General features: G+C 66.7%; 16 protein-coding genes. 6 read left to right on the top strand and 10 right to left on the bottom strand.

The features are described 5' to 3' along the window. Positions 1 to 33: 33 nt before the first annotated feature. The 4 genes from AB4Y42_RS07335 to AB4Y42_RS07320 all read right to left on the bottom strand — a co-directional run bounded on the left by AB4Y42_RS07335 (position 34) and on the right by AB4Y42_RS07320 (position 4,174). Positions 34 to 705, bottom strand: coding sequence for an RraA family protein (locus tag AB4Y42_RS07335; protein WP_368691074.1), 672 nt, complete (start codon positions 703 to 705; stop codon positions 34 to 36). Beyond that, positions 702 to 1,742 (bottom strand): amidohydrolase family protein, encoded by a 1,041-nt coding sequence (locus tag AB4Y42_RS07330; RefSeq protein ID WP_368693777.1) that lies wholly within the window; start codon positions 1,740 to 1,742, stop codon positions 702 to 704. The genes AB4Y42_RS07335 and AB4Y42_RS07330 overlap by 4 nt, the downstream gene beginning before the upstream one ends. A 34-nt stretch (positions 1,743 to 1,776) precedes the next feature. Further along, a complete protein-coding gene (locus AB4Y42_RS07325) occupies positions 1,777 to 3,105 on the bottom strand; it encodes an MFS transporter (RefSeq protein ID WP_368693776.1) in 1,329 nt (442 codons plus the stop codon). 169 nt (positions 3,106 to 3,274) lie between these two features. Then, positions 3,275 to 4,174 carry a LysR family transcriptional regulator gene (locus AB4Y42_RS07320; protein ID WP_368691077.1) on the bottom strand — a complete coding sequence of 300 codons (900 nt, stop codon included), beginning with the start codon at positions 4,172 to 4,174 and terminating at the stop codon, positions 3,275 to 3,277. 138 nt (positions 4,175 to 4,312) lie between these two features. On the opposite strand from AB4Y42_RS07320, the gene AB4Y42_RS07315 reads away from it, so the two are divergent. From AB4Y42_RS07315 to AB4Y42_RS07305, 3 genes are read left to right on the top strand one after another with little or no spacing between them, the layout of a single operon-like run. Further along, positions 4,313 to 5,623 carry a cytochrome c gene (locus tag AB4Y42_RS07315; RefSeq protein WP_368693775.1) on the top strand — a complete coding sequence of 437 codons (1,311 nt, stop codon included), beginning with the start codon at positions 4,313 to 4,315 and terminating at the stop codon, positions 5,621 to 5,623. Beyond that, positions 5,620 to 6,081, top strand: coding sequence for a (2Fe-2S)-binding protein (locus AB4Y42_RS07310; protein ID WP_368602452.1), 462 nt, complete (start codon positions 5,620 to 5,622; stop codon positions 6,079 to 6,081). Before AB4Y42_RS07315 ends, AB4Y42_RS07310 begins: the two co-directional genes overlap by 4 nt. Next, positions 6,078 to 8,372 (top strand): molybdopterin cofactor-binding domain-containing protein, encoded by a 2,295-nt coding sequence (locus tag AB4Y42_RS07305; RefSeq protein WP_368693774.1) that lies wholly within the window; start codon positions 6,078 to 6,080, stop codon positions 8,370 to 8,372. The genes AB4Y42_RS07310 and AB4Y42_RS07305 overlap by 4 nt, the downstream gene beginning before the upstream one ends. 20 nt (positions 8,373 to 8,392) lie before the next feature. Here the strand turns inward: AB4Y42_RS07305 and AB4Y42_RS07300 are convergent, their stop codons facing one another. After that, complete coding sequence (locus AB4Y42_RS07300; protein WP_368693773.1) at positions 8,393 to 8,680, bottom strand: hypothetical protein; 288 nt, start codon at positions 8,678 to 8,680, stop codon at positions 8,393 to 8,395. 161 nt (positions 8,681 to 8,841) lie between these two features. On the opposite strand from AB4Y42_RS07300, the gene AB4Y42_RS07295 reads away from it, so the two are divergent. Beyond that, entirely contained in the window at positions 8,842 to 10,239 is a 1,398-nt protein-coding gene (locus AB4Y42_RS07295) for an MFS transporter (protein ID WP_368693772.1), read from the top strand. 39 nt (positions 10,240 to 10,278) lie between these two features. Beyond that, positions 10,279 to 11,274 carry a GlxA family transcriptional regulator gene (locus tag AB4Y42_RS07290; RefSeq protein WP_368693771.1) on the top strand — a complete coding sequence of 332 codons (996 nt, stop codon included), beginning with the start codon at positions 10,279 to 10,281 and terminating at the stop codon, positions 11,272 to 11,274. 22 nt (positions 11,275 to 11,296) lie between these two features. Here AB4Y42_RS07290 and AB4Y42_RS07285 read toward each other — a convergent pair whose 3' ends face one another. Further along, complete coding sequence (locus tag AB4Y42_RS07285; RefSeq protein WP_368693986.1) at positions 11,297 to 12,250, bottom strand: GlxA family transcriptional regulator; 954 nt, start codon at positions 12,248 to 12,250, stop codon at positions 11,297 to 11,299. Between the two features lie 142 nt (positions 12,251 to 12,392). Here AB4Y42_RS07285 and AB4Y42_RS07280 point away from each other — a divergent pair, with 142 nt between their 5' ends. Continuing rightward, positions 12,393 to 13,196 carry an SDR family NAD(P)-dependent oxidoreductase gene (locus tag AB4Y42_RS07280; protein WP_368693770.1) on the top strand — a complete coding sequence of 268 codons (804 nt, stop codon included), beginning with the start codon at positions 12,393 to 12,395 and terminating at the stop codon, positions 13,194 to 13,196. 57 nt (positions 13,197 to 13,253) lie between these two features. Here the strand turns inward: AB4Y42_RS07280 and AB4Y42_RS07275 are convergent, their stop codons facing one another. Genes AB4Y42_RS07275 through AB4Y42_RS07260 form a run of 4 tightly spaced genes read right to left on the bottom strand, consistent with a single transcriptional unit; the run spans position 13,254 to position 17,947 of the window. After that, positions 13,254 to 14,240 carry an ABC transporter permease gene (locus tag AB4Y42_RS07275; protein ID WP_368691084.1) on the bottom strand — a complete coding sequence of 329 codons (987 nt, stop codon included), beginning with the start codon at positions 14,238 to 14,240 and terminating at the stop codon, positions 13,254 to 13,256. Continuing rightward, positions 14,237 to 15,217 (bottom strand): ABC transporter permease, encoded by a 981-nt coding sequence (locus AB4Y42_RS07270; RefSeq protein ID WP_368691085.1) that lies wholly within the window; start codon positions 15,215 to 15,217, stop codon positions 14,237 to 14,239. The genes AB4Y42_RS07275 and AB4Y42_RS07270 overlap by 4 nt, the downstream gene beginning before the upstream one ends. Then, on the bottom strand, positions 15,214 to 16,782 hold the full coding sequence (locus AB4Y42_RS07265) for a sugar ABC transporter ATP-binding protein (protein ID WP_368693769.1): 1,569 nt from the start codon (positions 16,780 to 16,782) through the stop codon (positions 15,214 to 15,216). The genes AB4Y42_RS07270 and AB4Y42_RS07265 overlap by 4 nt, the downstream gene beginning before the upstream one ends. Before the next feature lie 37 nt (positions 16,783 to 16,819). Further along, positions 16,820 to 17,947, bottom strand: coding sequence for a sugar ABC transporter substrate-binding protein (locus tag AB4Y42_RS07260; protein WP_368691087.1), 1,128 nt, complete (start codon positions 17,945 to 17,947; stop codon positions 16,820 to 16,822). Positions 17,948 to 18,002: the final 55 nt, after the last annotated feature.

Genomic DNA, 18,002 nt, shown 5'->3' with positions numbered 1-18,002 from the left:
GCGCATCTTAACGCCTGACGCCGCCTGGGTTCATCAGGCGCCGCTTCTCATGCGCTCGATGTGCGGCATCACCCATGCGCGGTCGAAGCACCCTTCGGCGATCGCCTGCAAGGCGGCGGCCTCCTTTTCGCCCTGCCGGCGCGCGCCCGCAATGACGGTCTCCACATCAGCGGGCGCGATGGCGAGCAAGCCGTCCTCGTCGCCCACGATGATGTCGCCGGGATTGACGACCATCCGGCCGATGGTCACCGGCACGTTGATTTCGCCCGGACCGTTCTTGTAGGGCCCGCGGTGCGTCACGCCGCGCGCATACACCGGAAAGTCGCGCTGGCGAATCGCGCCGACGTCGCGGATCGCGCCGTCGATCACGAGCCCCTGCACGCCGAGACTTTCCGCGTAGCTCGACATGATGTCGCCCATCAGGGCCTGGGTCACTTCGCCCGCGCCGTCGATCACGAGCACGTCGCCCGGCCGGCAGAAGTCGAACGCGCGATGGATGGCGAGATTGTCGCCGGGACGCGTACGCACCGTCACCGCCGTGCCCGCCATCGGCCTGGGCCTGTGGAACGGCCGCAGGCCGAGCATGCCGCTCGAACGCGCCATGTTGTCGCTCAGGAGCGACACTTGCAGTTCGCGCAACGCAGCGAGCGTCGCTGCGCTGGCCTGCGGGGCGGACTCGTGTTCACGCCAGCCAATCTGATTCATTTCGTGATCCCTTCCAGTGCGGTTTGTCGTTCGATCTGCGCGGAAAGACGGCTGTACACCGCACGCGCGTTGCCTTCGTAAATGCGTTGCCGGTCGGCGTCGCTGAGCCATTCGATCGCATCGATATAGCGGCGCGTGTCGTCGTAGTAGTGGCCGGTTTCCGGGTCGATGCCCTGCACCGCGCCGATCGTCTCCGAGGCGAACAGGATGTTCTCCACCGGAATCACCTTGGCGAGCAGGTTGGAGCCCGGCTGATGGTAGACGCAGGTATCGAAGAACACGTTCTTGAGCAGGTAGTCCTTCAGGAGCGGCCGTTTCATGTCCTGCGCCAGACCGCGATAGCGCCCCCAGTGATACGGAACCGCGCCGCCGCCGTGCGGAATAATGAAGCGCAAGCTCGGGAAGTCGGCGAACAGGTCGCCCTGCAGCAGCTGCATGAATACCGAGGTGTCGCCGTTGAGGTAATGTGCGCCCGTCGCATGAAAGTTAGGATTGCAAGACGACGAAACGTGGATCATCGCGGGCACGTCGAGTTCCACCATGGCCTCGTAAAGCGGATACCACGAGCGATCCGTGACCGGCGGCCCCGACCAGTGCCCGCCCGAGGGGTCGGGGTTGAGGTTGCAGCCTACGAACCCCAGTTCCTCCACGCAGCGGCGCAGCTCCGGAATGCAGTTTTCCGGCGTCACGCCCGGTGCCTGAGGCAACTGGCAAACACCCACGAAATGCTGCGGGAACAGCGCGCACACGCGATGCACGAGATCGTTGCATTCGGCCGACCACAGCGCATTCGCCGCCGCGCCTGCCTGGTGGTGGCCCATGCCCGCAGCGCGCGGGGAAAAGATCGTCAGGTCCGTGCCACGCTCGCGCTGAATGCGCCGCTGGCCGTTTTCGATGCTTGCGCGAATCTCGTCGTCGCTGATCGACGGGCGCGGCGGAACTGGCGTGCCGTCCTTGAGCGCGGCGATCTGTTTCGTGCGCCAGGCTTCGTGCTGGGGCGGCGAGGTGGTGTAGTGACCGTGGCAATCAATGATCATGTAGCAATTCCATCAGATGTACGGAAGATTAAGATCAGCTCTCCGTCGCTTCGTCGTGGCCAACGAGCGCCCGGTTCGAGGTGCCGCTCCCGGCAGGCTTCACGCGCATCACGATGGCGATGAGCGTGGCGACCACGAGGAAAGCGGCGATAGTGAGCAACGCGAGCTTGAAGTTGCCGGTGGCGTGACGCACGAGACCGATGGTCCACGGCCCCACCACGCCGCCGAACTGCGCGATCGTATTGATGAGCGCGATCGTCGCCGCGCCCGCCGCACCGGTTCTGAACGAAGCGGCAAGGCTCCAGAACAGCGGGTTGCCCGCATAGATGAAGAGGCCCGTCACGCAAAGCAGCGCATACGCAAGCAGCGGATTCGGCGCATACGCGCTGCCCGCAATCGCCAGTGCACTCATGCCGTAGACGAATGCGAGGTGGTACTTGCGGTCGCCGGTGCGGTCCGAGCTGCGGCTCACGAGGTACGTGCCCAGCACGCCCAGCAGCGGCGGCGCAGCCGAGAGGAAGCCCACTTCGATGTTGTTGAGGTGACCCAGGCTTTTCACGATCTGCGGCAGCCACAGGAACAGCCCATAAATGCCCACCAGCGCGCAGCCGAACAGACACGCGAGGCTCCAGACGCGAATATCGCTCGCCACCTTCAGCAGCGGAAAATGCCGATGGCCGCCCAGCGCCTCGCGCTCCCTGGCGAGCGTGGCTTCGAGCCATTGCTTCTCTTCCGTGGAAAGCCAGTCGGCGTCAGCGGGGCGCTCGGTCATGATGCGCAGCGTGACCAGGCCGAGCAGCATGGCGGGCACGCCTTCGATAATGAACATCCACTGCCAGCCGTGCATGCCGAGCGCGCCGTTCGCGTAAGTCATGACCGCGGTCGAGAGCGGGCCGCCCAGCACGGCCGAGAACGACCCCGCGATGATGTACCCGCCCACGGCGCGGGCGCGGTAGCGCTCCGGAAACCAGTAGGTCAGATACACGGCGATACCCGGCAGAAACCCCGCTTCCATCACGCCCAGCAAAAAGCGCAATACATAGAAGCTCGACGCGTTGAACACGAAGGCCGTTGCGGCCGCAACGGCGCCCCACGTGAGCAGAATGCGCGCGATCCAGCGGCGCGCTCCGACGCGGTGCAACAACAGGTTGCTGGGCACTTCCAGCAGCATGTAGCCGACAAAGAAAATACTGCCCGCAAAGCCGAACACGGCCGGGTCGAAGCCCATGTCCGAGTTCATGTCGAGTGCGGCGAACCCGATATTGATACGGTCCAGATAATTGAAAAACATCATGCAAAAAAGGAGCGGCACGAGCCGCTTGTAAACCTTTCGCATGGTTGCTGCTTCATCGAAGTGACTCATGCTGTCTCCGCTTCATGGCGACGGGCGGTGCCGTCGCTGCATAGTTATCGGCCGGCAGCGATGAGCGTTGCCGGCGGCACCCCGCGAGACAGGGCACCTGAGTTTCGATAATAAGAAGCGGGGGGCGTCGAGTCCAAGACGCGATACTTATGCTTCTATAAGCGTGCGCTTATAGTGTGCTGGCGAGCGGCGGCGGCAGGCATTCGAGAAACGCGCGCAGATGCGGCGAGGCGTCGTCGCTGCGGAACGTCGCGGCCAGCACGGTGCGCTGTGAAGCGCCGGGGCCATCGAGGTGGCGCGCCACGACGTCGGCGCGGCCATGGCGCGCCACCGACTCGCCCACCACGGTCACGCCGAGCCCTGCCGCCACGAGCGCGATGGCGGTCTGGATCTCATAGGCCTGATGCGCGACGAGGGGCGTCACGCCAGCGTCGCGGTAGAGCGCCTGAACCGTGCGCTTGAACTGCGCGTTTTGATGCTTCGGGTAGAGGATCAGCGGTGTATCGGCGAGTTCGTCGATGCGCACCTTCTTTCGCTTGGCGAGCGGGTGATCCGACGCCATCAATACCACGAGCCGCTCGCGCAGCAGCGGCAAGGTCGTGTAACCGGGCACGGCGAGCGGCTGCCGCCCGATGCCGACATGGATGCGCATGTCGCGCAGCGCGTCGGTCTGCTCGTCGGTCAGCATTTCGAACAGCTTGAGTTCGACCTGCGGATACGCCTGATGAAACGCCTTGAGCGCAGGCGGCAGGACGCTGTACATCGACGAGCGCGTGAAGCCGACACTGAGCCAGCCGCGCCGGCCCACGCCGATCTCCAGCGCGCCGTGCGTCACTTCGGCGAGCGAGCCGAGAATCTGCCGCGCTTCGGTGGCGAGGTACTGGCCCGCTTCCGTCAGGCGCAGCGGGCGGCGCGTGCGATCGATCAGTTGCGTGCCCACCCGGTCCTCGAGGGCGCGGATCTGCTGGCTCAAGGCCGGCTGCGCAATGTGCAGACGCTCCGCGGCGCGGCTGAAGTTCAGTTCCTCGGCGAGTGTCACGAAACACTGCAGGCCCCGAAGCTCGTTCATCTCGTCATCTCCGTATCGATTTGCCCAGCATCGTAATACAGCGAACAACCCGCAGACCGGGCACGTCATTTGCTCGCGATCGAACCGCGCATGCCGATCGCCATGTGGAGCGATGGCCCTCTCGGCTCTGGAGGCTCGATGAAAGGCAGGCGGGTACGGATCGCGAGCGTGGCCGTGGTCCTTGTTGCGCTCGCTGCCGCCTATGGCGGCCACGTTGCGCGTGCCTGGGAGCGCGGGCTCGCACCCGTGGCCGCGCCCTCGCCGCCGGCGGGCGACGCCGCGGCGATCACGCGCGGCGCGAAGCTCGCGGCCATCGGCAACTGCATCACGTGTCATACCGCGACTCAAGGTCAACCGCTCGCGGGCGGCCTGCCGTTGCAAACGCCCTTCGGCGTGATCTACTCGACCAACATCACCCCGGACAAGGACACCGGCATCGGCGACTGGTCGCTCGACGCGTTCACGCGCGCGATGCGGCGCGGCGTGTCGCGTGACGGGCATCTGCTCTATCCCGCGTTTCCGTATCCGCACTTCGCGCAGATGAGCGACGCCGATATCGCCGCGCTCTATGCATGGCTGATGAGCCGCGCGAGCGTCAACGCGCCAGCGCCGCACAATGCGCTGATGTTTCCGCTGGGGTTGCGGCCGCTCATGGCTGTCTGGAATCAGCTCTATCTGCCGCCTGCGTCTGCGGCGTCTACCGCTTCCGCCACGTCGACGGACGCACAAGCGCAGCAGGTCGCGCGCGGCCGCTATCTCGTCGAGAGCCTCGGTCATTGCGGCGCGTGCCACACGCCGCTCAACCATCTCGGCGCCGAGCGCCGCGACCATGCGTTGCAAGGCGGCACCCTCGAGGGTTGGGACGCGCCTGCGCTGACCGACCTCACGGCACGCCCAAGGCCCTGGACGCAAGCACAACTGACGAACTATCTGCGTACGGGCTACGCCAGCGAGCACGGCGCGGCGGCCGGCCCGATGCGTACGGTGACGCGCTCGCTCGCCGACGCCGCTCCCGAAGACATCGACGCCATCGCCGCCTATCTGATGACACTGCAGTCCAGCCCGAATGCCGCTGCGCCGCCTGCCGCCGCCAGCGTCCATGTCTCGACCGCGCCCGCCAACGGCGCTACCCTGTTTGCCGCGGCCTGCGCGTCGTGCCATGCTGAAGGCGCGGCGATGTCGACCGACGGCTATCGTCCGTCGCTGTCGCTCTCCACCGCCGTCAACGCCGACAGCCCGCGCAACATGGTGCGCATCCTGCTCGACGGCATCGCCTGGCACGAGAGCGAAGCCGGGTCTTTCATGCCACCGTTCGCCGGCACCTTCACGGACACGCAGATCGCGGAGCTTGCCAACTACACGCGCGCGCGCTTCAGCGCGCTTGCCCCCTGGTCCGCGCTCGATGCTCAGGCCGTGGCGCGTCTACGCAAGGAAAGCCCATCACGATGATTACGCTCAACGTCAACGGCGTCAGCCATACCGTCGATGCCGATCCGTCCACGCCGCTGCTCTATGTGCTGCGCAACCAGTTGCGGCTCAATGGCGCGAAGTTCGGCTGCGGGCTCGGCCAATGCGGCGCGTGCACGGTGAGCGTGGGCGGCGAGCCGGTGTTCTCGTGCCTGCTGCCGGTCGTGGCCGTGGGCGAGCGGCCCGTGCGCACCGTCGAAGGACTCGGCAGCGCGGATCATCCGGGGCCGCTGCAACAGGCCTTTATCGACCAGCAGGCCGCGCAATGCGGCTACTGCATCGCGGGCATGATCATGCGTGCGCAAACCCTCCTGGAGCGCACGCCGCACGCCACCGACGACGAGATTCGCCGTTATATGCAGCCGAATCTGTGCCGCTGCGGCACGCATATGCGCATTCTCGCGGCGATCCGGCAAGTGGCTGCGGGCACGCAATCATGAGCCGCGCCCGCCCATCCCCTGCGTTCGACCCTGGCGGCCCCGACGATGTCGCGCGCCGCCGTTTCCTCGTGGGCGGCTCGCTGATGGTGAGCTTCGCCATCGTGCCGGGCATGGCCGCGCTCGCGCAAACCACCACCGAAGCGGGCACTTTCCACGCGAGCGCCCCGAAGCTGCCCGGCAGCCTCAAGACCACGCCATCGCTCGACGCGTGGATCAAGGTCGGACCCGACGGCCACGTGAGCGTGTTCACGGGCAAGGTGGAACTGGGCACCGGCGTTCGCACGGCGCTCCTGCAACTCGCCGCCGAAGAACTCGACCTCGCGCCTCAGGCGATCGAACTGGTCACCGCCGATACGGCCACCACGCCAAACGAGGGCTACACGGCGGGCAGCCACACGATGGCGGACAGCGGCACGGCGATCCTCAACGCGGCGGCCCAGGTGCGCACGCTGCTCGTCGATAGCGCAGCGGCGCAGTTGGGCATCGATGCCGCCGCGCTCAGCACGCGCGACGGCGCAATCGTCGCCGCCGACGGAAGGCGCGTGAGCTATGGCGAAGCGGTGCAGCACGCGAACCTGCATCAAGACGCGCAGTCCAACGCCGCGACAAAGCCGCCCGCACACTACGGCGTGATCGGGCACACGCTGCCGCGCGTGGATATTCCGGGCAAGGTCACGGGCGGCGCGAGCTATGTTCAGGACCTGCGGCCCGCCGGCATGCTGCATGCGCGCGTCGTGCGGCCGCCTTCCTATGGCGCGCGGCTCGTTTCCGTCGATAGCGCGCGCGTGGCGGCGCTACCTGGCGTCGTCAAGGTCGTGCGCAACGGCGATTACCTCGCCGTGGTCGCCGACGACGAATGGCGCGCCATCGTCGCGATGCGCGAACTCGCGCTCGCAGCGCAATGGCAGCCCGGCCCGCCACTGCCCGATCCGGCCAGCATTCACGCGTTTCTCATGAAACTGCCGGCACAGGAAATCGTCGTGGCGGATCAGGGCGCGAGCGCAAGCCAGCCGGCGGCGACGTTGAAAGCCCGCTATACGAAGCCCTATTTGACGCACGGATCGATCGGGCCGTCGTGCGCGCTCGCGCACCTCGACAACGGCGTCATGACGGTATGGACACACACGCAAGGCGTCTACCCGCTGCGCGCCGGCATTGCCGGGATGCTCGGCATGCCGCGCGAGAAGGTGCGCTGCGTGCACGTGGAAGGTTCGGGCTGCTACGGACACAACGGTGCGGACGACGCCGCCGGTGACGCCGCGCTCATCGCCCGCGAGCTGCCCGGCCGCCCGGTGCGCGTGCAGTTCATGCGCGAGCAGGAACACCTGTGGGAGCCGTTCGGTCCCGCGATGACGGTGGAGGCGAGCGCATCGCTCGATGCCGGCGGTTCGATCATCGCCTGGCAATACGAACTATGGAGCAACACCCATAACAACCGCATCGAGAACGCGGGCCGTCTGTTGCCCGCGCAGCTGCTCGCGCAACCGTTCACGCCCGCGCCGCCCAAGCCGATTCCCATGCCCGAAGGCGGCGGCGACCGCAACAGCATTCCGCTCTACCGCGTGCCGAGCCTGCACGTGCAGCATCACTTCCTGCCCGACATGCCGATACGCGTTTCGGCCATGCGCTCGCTCGGCGCGCATATGAACGTGTTCGCCATCGAGAGCTTTATCGACGAGCTTGCGGGTGCCGCGCACGCGGACCCCGTCGCGTTCCGCCTCAAGCATCTCGACGATCCGCGCGCACAAGCCGTCATCCATGCCGTGGCCGATCGATCCGGCTGGCAAGCGCATGCCGCACGCGCGAAGCACCCGGACGTGCACGCGTCCGGCACCGGCTTTGCAGTCGCCCAATACAAGAACCTGATGGCCTACCTGGCCATTGCGATGGACGTGACCGTCGTGCGCGATACCGGCGAGGTGCACATCGACCGCGTGGTCGCAGCCATCGACTGCGGCCAGATCGTCAATCCGGATGGCGTGCGCAACCAGGTCGAAGGCGGCATCCTGCAGTCCACGAGCTGGACGCTCTTTGAGGAAACGCAGTTCGACCGTGAACGGATTACGAGCTTCGACTGGAGCACTTACCCGATCATGCGCTTCGCATCGGTACCGAAGCGCGTGGAGGTGTTGCTGATCGACCGCCCTGGCCTGCCGTTCCTCGGCGTGGGCGAAGCGGCGCAAGGACCGGCCGCGGCGGCGCTCGCCAACGCGATTGCCGACGCGACCGGTGTGAGAATCCGCGACTTGCCGCTGCTCGGGGCGAAGTCGCGCAATGCGCTCAAGGCGTAGCCAAACCGCCGTTTGTTTCGCTAGTGCTTTTTAGGCGGCAGAGGCTGGTCGAGGCCCGGCTCGACCGGTGTGGGCACCGCGTCGCCCAGCGGCCTGGAAATATCGTTGCGCGGCGCTCGATCTTTCTCGCCCGGGTCCTCGCCCGCCTCCTCGGTTGGCAAAGTCTTCGGCGGCAACGGCTGGTCGAGACCGGGCTCGGTCGGTGCGGGCACAGCGTCCCCAATTGGCTTGGGCAGATCCGTGCCGCGCGGTTCCGGCGCATCGTCGGGCTTATCGGTATGTTCGGACTCGTCGGACTGGTTGCTCATCGTATCGACCTCCCTTCGCGATGGATATCGCATGGTCCCGCCAGATCATGCAGGGACCGTGCCAGCGGAAGCGGGCCCAACTTCAGTAGAATGAGGGACACTGAGCGCCGAATCCGGCGGCCGACGAAGAAGCACGCCCGGAAAATCCTGGAACACGCCTGATGCCGCACGCCCTCGATCGCCGCACCGCCGTCGCATTCCTTGTGGCCGCAACGTTCTTCATGGAGAACCTCGACGCCACCGTCATTACCACCTCGCTGCCCATCATCGCGCGCGACTTTCACACGGCGCCCGCGTATCTCTCGATCGGCGTCTCCGCGTATCTCGTCGCGCTGACCATGTTCATCCCCGTGAGCGGCTGGTTCGCCGAGCGCTTCGGCGCGCGGCGTGTGTTCGCCACGGCCATCACCGTATTCAGCGTGGCCTCGCTGCTGTGCGCGCTGAGTTCGGGCCTGTTCGCCTTCACCGCCGCGCGCGTGCTGCAGGGGCTGGGCGGCGCGATGATGGTGCCGGTGGGCCGGCTCGTCGTGCTGCGCGACACGCCGAAGCACGAGATCGTGCGCGCCATCGCGATCCTGACCTGGCCCGCGCTGGTCGCGCCGATTCTCGGGCCGCCGCTCGGCGGCTGGATCAGCACGCACTGGAGCTGGCACTGGATCTTCCTGCTCAACCTGCCGCTCGGCGTGGCCGCGCTCGTGGCCGCCCTGCTGCTCCTGCGCGACGAGCACACGCAACCGCGCCGCTTCGATACCTTCGGCTTCGTGCTGAGCGGCCTCGGCTTCGCGTTCGTCATGAGCGGCATCGAGATGGCGAGCCGCTCCGACGTCACCGCGCCCGTGTCGATCGGCACGTGCGTGGCGGGCATCGCGCTGTTGGCGGCGGCCGTCGTGCAACTGCGGCGCGTGCCGCATCCGCTGTTCGATCTCGCGCCCGTGAAGATCAACACCTTTCGCGTGACCGTGTTCGGCGGCTCGCTGTTTCGCACGGCCATCGGCACCGCGCCGTTTCTGCTGCCGCTCATGTTCCAGGTGGCGTTCGGGTGGAGCGCCGTGGCTTCGGGCGCGCTGCTGCTGTGGCTGTTCGCCGGCAACCTGTGCATGAAGCCGGGCACCACGTGGGTCATGAACCGCTTCGGCTTTCGCACCGTGCTGATCGGCAACGGCACGCTGGTCGCACTCGGCTTCGCGGGCTTCACGCTGCTCGGGGCCGATACGCCGCGTGTCGTCGTGGCCGCATTGCTGTTTTTCAGCGGCCTCGTGCGCTCGATGCAGTTCACCGCGCTGAACACCATCGGTTTCGCCGACGTGCCCCAGGCGCAGATGCGCGACGCGACGACGCTCTTCTCCGTACTGCAGCAGATGAACGCCGGCATGGGGATCGCCGTGGGCGCGCTGGCGCTTTCGGTTGCCGAGGCGCTGCGCGGCACCCATGCGGGCACTGCGGGCGCCGCCGACTTCCATCTCGCGTTCTGGTTCATCACGGTGCTCGCGGCGCTGGGCGTGGTCGACAGCGTGCTGCTGCCGCGCAGCGCGGGCGCGCACATTCTCGCGCGACGCTAGCGAGCCTCGGACCCCTGACTCCGTTCCTCTTCCAAAACGATGCTGACCGTTGCGCTTCTCGTCTTCCCTGGCGTCCAGGCACTCGACGTGTTCGGCCCCACCGACGTCTTCTCGGAGGCCAATCGCCTGCTGCCGCCCGAGGCGCAATACCAGCTCGAGCTGATCGCAACGGAACGCGACACCGTGCGCTGCTCGAGCGGCGTGCGCATTGGTGCGGACCGCCACTTCGACGAAGCACGCGGCCATTACGATCTGCTGCTCGTGGCGGGCGGACCCTCGCTCGTAGAACAGCCGCTCGCCGATGCGGCGCACGCGTGGCTGCGCGAAGCCAGCGCACGCGCCCGGCGCTTCGGGTCCATCTGCAACGGCGCGCTGACGCTGGGGCGCGCGGGCTTGCTCGACGGGCGCACGGTGACGACACACTGGAACGACGCGGCCGCGCTCGCCGCGATGTGCCCGACCGCGAACGTCGAATTCGACCGCATCTTCATTCAGGACGGCAATCTCTATACCTCGGCGGGCGTGACGGCGGGCATCGATCTCTCGCTGTATCTGCTGGCTCAGGATCACGGCCCGGAAATCGCGCTGAAGGTGGCGCGACGGCTCGTGGTATTCGTGCAGCGCGCGGGCGGCCAGTCGCAGTTCAGCCCGTATCTCACGCCCTACGCGGAGGCGACGTCGCCCATTGCCCAGGTGCAGCAGTATGTGCTCGGGCATCTGAACGAAGATCTGGGCGTGGAAGTGCTCGCCGGCGTTGCGAAAATGAGCAAGCGCAACTTCGCGAGAATCTTCGTGCGCGACACCAGCATGACGCCCACCGAATTCGTCGAGAGCGCACGCATCGACGCGGCGCGTGTGATGCTGGAAAACAGCACGGCGCCGTTGAAAACGGTGGCCTTTCGCTGCGGCATGCGCGACGCCGACCATTTGCGCGTGGCCTTCAAGCGCAAGCTGGGCACCACGCCGCAGCAATATCGCGCGCACTTCGGCGCCGTGACCGCCAGGGCCAAACGCACCGCAAAAGCCGAGTCGTAGCCGCGCGGTCGAAACTACGCGCCTACGCCCCCGCGCGCACTTCGCGCCGCACCGCCTGCGGCGGCACGCCGAAGCCACGCACGAACGCCTCGCGCATATGCCGCCGGTCGCGAAAGCCGGTTTCGCGAGCGATGACGTCGAGCGGATGCGTGCTCTGCTCGATCATGAGCCGCGCCGCCTCCAGGCGCAGGCCCTCCACGGCGCGCGCCGGCGACTGCCCCGTTTCCGCCGTGAACACGCGGCTGAACTGGCGCGGGCTCAGGTGCACGGCCTCGGCAAGCTGCTCCACCGTGAGCGCGCTGCTCAGGTGGCGGCGCGCGTAGTCGAGCGCGTTCTGGATGCGATCCGATTTCGGCGCGAGCGCGAGCATTTCGGAATGCTGCGACTGGCCGCCCGAGCGCCGCTGATGCATGACGAGCTTGTGCGCCACCGAGCGCGACACCTCCGCGCCGAGGTCGCGTTCGACCATGGCGAGCGCGAGATCGAGCCCCGCCGTCATGCCCGCCGACGTCCAGACCGGCCCGTCGACGATATAGATGCGGTCGTCTTCCACACGCACTTCAGGAAAGCGCTGCTGCAGATCGCGCGCGTAGTACCAGTGCATGGTGGCGCGGCGCCCGTCGAGCAGGCCCGCCTCGGCCAGCACGAAACCGCCCGTGCAGATGCCCGCCACCCGCCGCGCGCGGCCGCTCGCGCGGCGCAGGAACGCGAGCACCGCGGGCGCCGCGTCCGCGGTACGCGGGTCGTTCACGCCCGCCACCATCCAGGTGTCCACGCGGCTGCGCGCGGGCGCGGGTGCGCGCAGCGTGTCCACGCGCATGCCGAGCGACGAGCGCACCGCGCCGCCCTCCACCGAATAGTTCTCGATCGCGTAGAAGGGCGAGCCGGACGCCATGTTCGCGTATTCGAAAACGCTTTGGGTCGCGAGCGCCATCACCTGGAATTCGTCGCTCAAAAGGTAGCCGATGCGGTGCATGTCCTGCTCCTGTCGCTGCATGTCCTGAATCACGACCCTATACGTCATTTGCGTCACGGTCAATCGCGGCCAGAATGCATTCACAGCAGCGCCACTTGCATGTTACCTAACCACCTGCGCCGCTACGCCAAGGAGCCTGATCATGAACCAGCCAACCCATCGCGGCACCGCGCTCGTCACCGGCGCGTCGTCCGGCATCGGCGCCGTGTACGCCGCCGAACTCGCGCGCCAGGGCTACGACCTCGTGCTCGTCGCGCGCAATCGCGAGCGGCTAGCCGCGCTCGCCGGACGCATCACGAGCGAAACCCGGCGCGACGTGGAAGTGCTCGCCGCCGATCTCAACGACCGTGACGATCTCGCCGCCGTGGAAGCGCGCCTGCGCGACGACGCCAGCCTCACGCTGCTCGTGAACAACGCGGGCATCGGCACGCACACGCCGCTCGTGGAGAGCGACGTCGATTACATGACGCGCATGATCGAGCTGAACGTCACCGCGCTCACGCGGCTCACGTATGCGGCCGTGCCGGGCTTCGTCGCGCGCGGCCAGGGCGCGATCATCAACATCGCCTCCATCGTCAGCATCGCGCCCGAGATCCTCAACGGCGTGTATGGCGGCACCAAGGCCTTCGTGCTCGCGTTCAGCCAGTCGCTGCATCACGAACTGGCGGCCAGGGGCATTCGTGTGCAGGCGGTGCTGCCCGGCGCCACGGCCACGGAGTTCTGGGAAACGGGCGGCCTGCCGCTCGAACACCTCGACAGCGCGATCGTGATGTCCGCGCAGGACATGGTGAGTGCCGCCCTCACCGGCTTCGAGCGCGGCGAAACCGTGACGATTCCTTCGCTGCACGACGTGGAGCAATGGAACGCGTTCGAGACGGCTCGCCGGGCGATGTCGACGCAACTGTCGAGCAGCACGCCGGCGCCGCGCTATCGCATTGCGCAGTGACCGTCGGGTTCGATCGGGTCGATTGAGCGTGAAGCGGGGGGCTCGCCCCCCCGCAGCCTACACTTCCCGCTTGCTGCGCCCGTACAGCAGCAGCATCGCGGCAATCACCACGCCGTAGATGATCTGGCGCCCCGCCTCCGGCATCTGCGCGACCGAGAGAATGGACTGCAGCAGCGTGATGAGGATCGCGCCGGCGACGGTGCCGAGGTACGAGCCGCGGCCGCCAAGAATGGAGGTGCCGCCCAGCACCACCGCCGCGATCGCGGGCAGCAGATAGGCGTCGCCCATCGACTGTGCCGCCTTCGACGCATAGCCCGCGAGCAGCACGCCGCCGAACGCGGCGAAGGCGCTGCACACGGCGAACGCGGCCACGGTCACGAGCCGCGTATCGATGCCGGAAAGATACGCGGCGCGCTCGGTGTTGCCGATCGCGTACAGTGTGCGCCCGAAGGTCGTGCGCGAGAGCAGGAATATCGTCGCGGCCCCGATCACCACCCACAGCGCGACGGCATTCGGCACGCCCGGCAAGAGCCAGCCCGCGGCAAGCCAGCGCATGACGTGCGGCGCCGAATCCTGCGGCGACGAGCCGCCCGTATAGACGATCATGATGCCCTGCGCGACCGCATTGGTCGCGAGCGTCGCGATCATCGAGGGAATACGCAGGAGTGCGACGAGAATGCCGTTGACGATGCCGATCAGCACGCCGCAGCCAATGCCGACCGGAATCGCGAGAATCTGCCCGAGTTCGCCATGCCCGGCGACGGCACAGGCCATCATCGCGCCCACCGTGATCGTCCACGGCAACGAGAGGTCGATGTGGCCGAGCAGAATCACCATCATCAAGCCGGTGGCGATGATGCCGAGAAACGCGCCGACTTTCAGCTGCAGCAGGATGTATTCCGGCGACGTGAAGTTGCGCGAAAACATCCCGCCGACGAGCAGCAGCGCAACGATGCACCCGAACGAAATCAGGATCGGCTTGTCGATCCTGCGCGTGAGCCGCGACACGAAGGTGGTCCGCGTGCTTGCCGAAACGCCGCTCATTGGAACCACTCCAGACGGTTGCGCACCCTGAACAGCCCGCATGCGCCAATCGCGACGGCCAGCAGGAGAATCACGCCCTGGAATAGCGGCTGCCAGAGCGCGTCGACGTTGAACACGAACAGCAGGTCGCCGATGGAGCGGAACGCGAACGCGCCGAAGATCGCGCCGATCGCGCTGCCCTTGCCGCCGAGCAGCGACACGCCGCCGATCACCACGGCGGCAATCGAAAAGAGCGTGTACGAGTTGGCGCTGCCGAGGCTCGCTTCGCCGGTGTCGGTGAAGAAGGTCAGAAACAGGCCGCCAATGGCGGCGAGCAGGCCCGCCAGCGTATAGCTCGCGAACTTGGCGCGGCGGATCGGCATGCCCGAGAGGAAGGCTGCGGGTTCGGACGAGCCGGTCGCATACGCCGCCCGGCCCACCGCCGAGCGTTTGAAAGGAATCCAGACGATCATCACGGCTGCGATCAGGATCAGCAGACTCGCCGGCACGACGCCCGCGACCTTGCCGGTCAGGGCGTCGGCGAGATCTTCGTTGATCGTGCCGCCGGGCACGGGGCGCAGCAGCAGCGCCAGCCCGTAAAACACGGCGCCCGTCGCGATCGTCGTCACGATCGGCTGCAGACGGCCGAAAATGATGATCACGCCGTTGAGCGCGCCGCACAACGCGCCCGCCGCGAGCACGCCGACGATGCCGAGCGCGCTATGCAGCGCGTCGCCCGTGACGATCCACGAGCCGATGCAATTCGTCAGCACGAGCATCATGCCGATCGAGAGGTCGATGCCGGCCGTGAGCACGACGAGCGCCTGCCCCATCGAGACGAGCGCGAGCAGCACCGCCTTGTTCGCCGCGGTCTGAAACACGTTCGCCGACAGACTCGACGGATAGTTGACGAGGTAAATCGCGAACATCAGCACGAACAGGCCGAACGCGAACACGGTCCCGCGATTTTCCGCATACCAGTAACGCAGCCCGCTCATGGCGCGACTCCCGTGGAAGACGAACCCTGCGCAACCTGTCCGACTTGTCCAACCGGCAGGTCCAGTGCGCTCGCGATCAGGTTCTGTTCGGTGATCGCCGGCCCGACGAGCTCCTTCTTGATCCTGCCTTCGTACAGCACGAGCACGCGGTCGCAGCAGCCGATCAGCTCGTCATAGTCGGTCGAATAGAACAGGATCGCAGCGCCTTCGTCGGCGAGGCGCCTGAGCAGCTGATAAAGCTCCTGCTTGGTGCCCACGTCGATGCCGCGCGTCGGGTCGCTGAGCAGCAGGATTCTCGGCTTGCGCATCAGCCACTTCGCGATCACCACCTTCTGCTGGTTGCCGCCCGACAGCGAGCCCACGGGCGCATCGACGCCGTGCGACTTGATCGCGAGAAGCTCCATCATCCGGTCAACATAGGACTGCTGGCGAGTGCGATCGATCACGCCTGCCGTCGACATGCGATCGAGCGCAGCGAACGAGAGGTTCTCGCGCACCGACATCGGCAGCATCAGGCCTTCGGTCTTGCGGTCCTCCGGGATCAGCGCCATGCCGATTCCCTTGGCGCGCGCGGCAACCGGGCTGCCGATCGACACCGTCTTGCCGTCGATTTCGATCTTGCCCGCGCAGCCGCGCAGCACGCCGAACAGCGCGAGCAGCAGTTCGCGCTGCCCTTGCCCGTCGAGACCGCCCAGCCCGAGAATTTCGCCGGGCTGCAGTGAAAAACTGATGCCCTGCAGCGTCTCGCTCCACGCGAGATCGTAACAGGCGAGCACTGGTGGGCGCTCGGCCTTTGCCGCGGGTTTGTCGGGGAACACATGCTGGTACGTCCGCCCGATCATCATTTCGATGACCTCATTATCCGAGCGCGTGCCCGCCTCGAAGCTCATCACATGGCGGCCATTGCGATACACCGTGCATTCGTCCGCGAGCGCCTTCACCTCGTGCATGCGGTGCGAAATGAAGAGCAGCGCGAGCCCCTCTTCGCGCAGCCGCTTGAGCACGTCGATCACGCGCGCCACGTCGGCGGCGGTCAGCGCCGAGGTGGCCTCGTCGAGGATCAGGATGCGCGGTTCGTGCGCGAGCCCCTTGGCCAGCTCGACCATCTGCTGGCGCGACAGCGGCAAGTCGCGCACTTTCGCGAGCGGATTGATGTCGGCCGCACCCGCGCGGGCCAGCGCTTCCTCGGCCTGGCGACGCTGGGCCCGGCGGTCGATCATGCCGAAGCGGCGCGGCGGGTTCGAAGCGAAGATGTTGTCGGCCACGCTCAGGTCGGGGATCAGCGACAACTCCTGATACACGCAGACGATGCCCGCCGCGTTCGCCTCTGCGGGCGAGGCGAACGCGACTTTACGGCCATCGAGGTGCATCACGCCCTCGTCGGGCTGCACCACGCCGGACATCACCTTGAGCAGCGTGGATTTGCCCGCGCCGTTCTCGCCGAGAATCGCGTGAATGCGGCCCTTTCGCACCGCGAGTTCCGCGTGATCCAGCGCCACGGCGCCGCCGTAGCTCTTCGACACGGCAGACATCTGAAAAAACGGCTGCTCTGCACCCTGCTGCATGCTTCGCCTCCCGTCACGTCACGCGGCAATCACGCGGTCACTGGTTGCCCTGGCTCTGCTTCATGATTGCCTGAGCGGAGAAGTTGATGCCGCAAGTGGGAAACGAGTTGCCCACGAAGAAGTTGTCCGACTCGTTCGGGAAATAGTTGACGCCCGCCTTCAGCATCGAATCGTCGGTGACGTCCAGCGGCAGCTTGATCGCCACGGGAATGGTCTGTCCATCGAGCGCCGCGAGCGCCGTCTTGATCGCCACGGCCACCTGCGCGGGACCGGTGCCCGCCGACGTGCACTTCAGACCCTGGGCGCCGTACTGCGCGCAGAACTTGCGAAAGCCATTCTCCGTCTCGCCGCCGAACGGCACGAACGGATGTTTCGCATCGATCATCGCGCGCACCACCCCCGTGTCGCCGCCCTGCGCCGAAATGGCGTCGAAATGGCCCTGCACGGCGATGGCGTCGGCGGTGGCCTTCTGCGCGACCGCGTCGTCCCACTTGCCGTAGACCTGCACGACGTTCCACTTCTTGCCGGTCTCGTCGAGGGTCTTCGTGAAGCCATTGTGCCGATCGGTGTCGACCGAGGTGCCGGCCACGCCGCGGACTTCCAGCACCTTGCCGCCGTTGGGCACATGAGTCGCGAGCCACTTGGCCCACAGCACGCCAAGCCCGTACTGGTCGACGTCCACGTTGATCGCGTCTTCGCTGTCGAGCGTATTGTCGAACGCGACCAGCACGACGCCGGCTTTCTTCGCGCGGCGGATCGCGGGTCCGAACGAGGCGGGATTCTGCGCGTCGACGATGATCGCGTCGTAGCCGGCGTCGATGAAGTTGTTGACGGCCGAGATCTGCGCGGGCACGTCCTCGCCCGTCGAGACGACCTTGAACTCCTTGAGCTTGGCGGCGACGGCCGGTTCAGCCGTATAGGCCTTGGCCGTCTTGATCATCTGGATGCGCCACGTGTTGGCGATGTAGCCGTTCACGAGCGCGACGCGATACGGCCCGCTCTTCTTCGGATACTTGATGAATTTGGTGTCGGTCTTCCAGGGGACCATGCACGTTGGGTCGCTGGACGGGCCGGAAACGATCGATGCCTGTGCGAAAGCCGCGCCTGCGCACAGCACCATTGCCGCGGTCGCCGCCGCTCGAAGCACCTGGATTCCTGAAAGCATGTTGTCTCCTTTTTGTCGGATAGAACTTACTGATTGCCGGCGCACCGGGTTCGTC

The sequence above is a fragment of the Paraburkholderia sp. EG286B genome, assembly GCF_040965655.1.
Classification (GTDB): domain Bacteria; phylum Pseudomonadota; class Gammaproteobacteria; order Burkholderiales; family Burkholderiaceae; genus Paraburkholderia.
This window is presented reverse-complemented; position numbering and strand designations above follow the sequence as displayed.

Coding starts and splice junctions, on each gene's coding strand:
- AB4Y42_RS07335 (WP_368691074.1), bottom strand. CDS start 705: ATGAATCAGATTGGCTGGCGTGAACACGAGTCCGCCCCGCAGGCCAGC.
- AB4Y42_RS07330 (WP_368693777.1), bottom strand. CDS start 1,742: ATGATCATTGATTGCCACGGTCACTACACCACCTCGCCGCCCCAGCAC.
- AB4Y42_RS07325 (WP_368693776.1), bottom strand. CDS start 3,105: ATGAGTCACTTCGATGAAGCAGCAACCATGCGAAAGGTTTACAAGCGG.
- AB4Y42_RS07320 (WP_368691077.1), bottom strand. CDS start 4,174: ATGAACGAGCTTCGGGGCCTGCAGTGTTTCGTGACACTCGCCGAGGAA.
- AB4Y42_RS07315 (WP_368693775.1), top strand. CDS start 4,313: ATGAAAGGCAGGCGGGTACGGATCGCGAGCGTGGCCGTGGTCCTTGTT.
- AB4Y42_RS07310 (WP_368602452.1), top strand. CDS start 5,620: ATGATTACGCTCAACGTCAACGGCGTCAGCCATACCGTCGATGCCGAT.
- AB4Y42_RS07305 (WP_368693774.1), top strand. CDS start 6,078: ATGAGCCGCGCCCGCCCATCCCCTGCGTTCGACCCTGGCGGCCCCGAC.
- AB4Y42_RS07300 (WP_368693773.1), bottom strand. CDS start 8,680: ATGAGCAACCAGTCCGACGAGTCCGAACATACCGATAAGCCCGACGAT.
- AB4Y42_RS07295 (WP_368693772.1), top strand. CDS start 8,842: ATGCCGCACGCCCTCGATCGCCGCACCGCCGTCGCATTCCTTGTGGCC.
- AB4Y42_RS07290 (WP_368693771.1), top strand. CDS start 10,279: ATGCTGACCGTTGCGCTTCTCGTCTTCCCTGGCGTCCAGGCACTCGAC.
- AB4Y42_RS07285 (WP_368693986.1), bottom strand. CDS start 12,250: ATGCACCGCATCGGCTACCTTTTGAGCGACGAATTCCAGGTGATGGCG.
- AB4Y42_RS07280 (WP_368693770.1), top strand. CDS start 12,393: ATGAACCAGCCAACCCATCGCGGCACCGCGCTCGTCACCGGCGCGTCG.
- AB4Y42_RS07275 (WP_368691084.1), bottom strand. CDS start 14,240: ATGAGCGGCGTTTCGGCAAGCACGCGGACCACCTTCGTGTCGCGGCTC.
- AB4Y42_RS07270 (WP_368691085.1), bottom strand. CDS start 15,217: ATGAGCGGGCTGCGTTACTGGTATGCGGAAAATCGCGGGACCGTGTTC.
- AB4Y42_RS07265 (WP_368693769.1), bottom strand. CDS start 16,782: ATGCAGCAGGGTGCAGAGCAGCCGTTTTTTCAGATGTCTGCCGTGTCG.
- AB4Y42_RS07260 (WP_368691087.1), bottom strand. CDS start 17,947: ATGCTTTCAGGAATCCAGGTGCTTCGAGCGGCGGCGACCGCGGCAATG.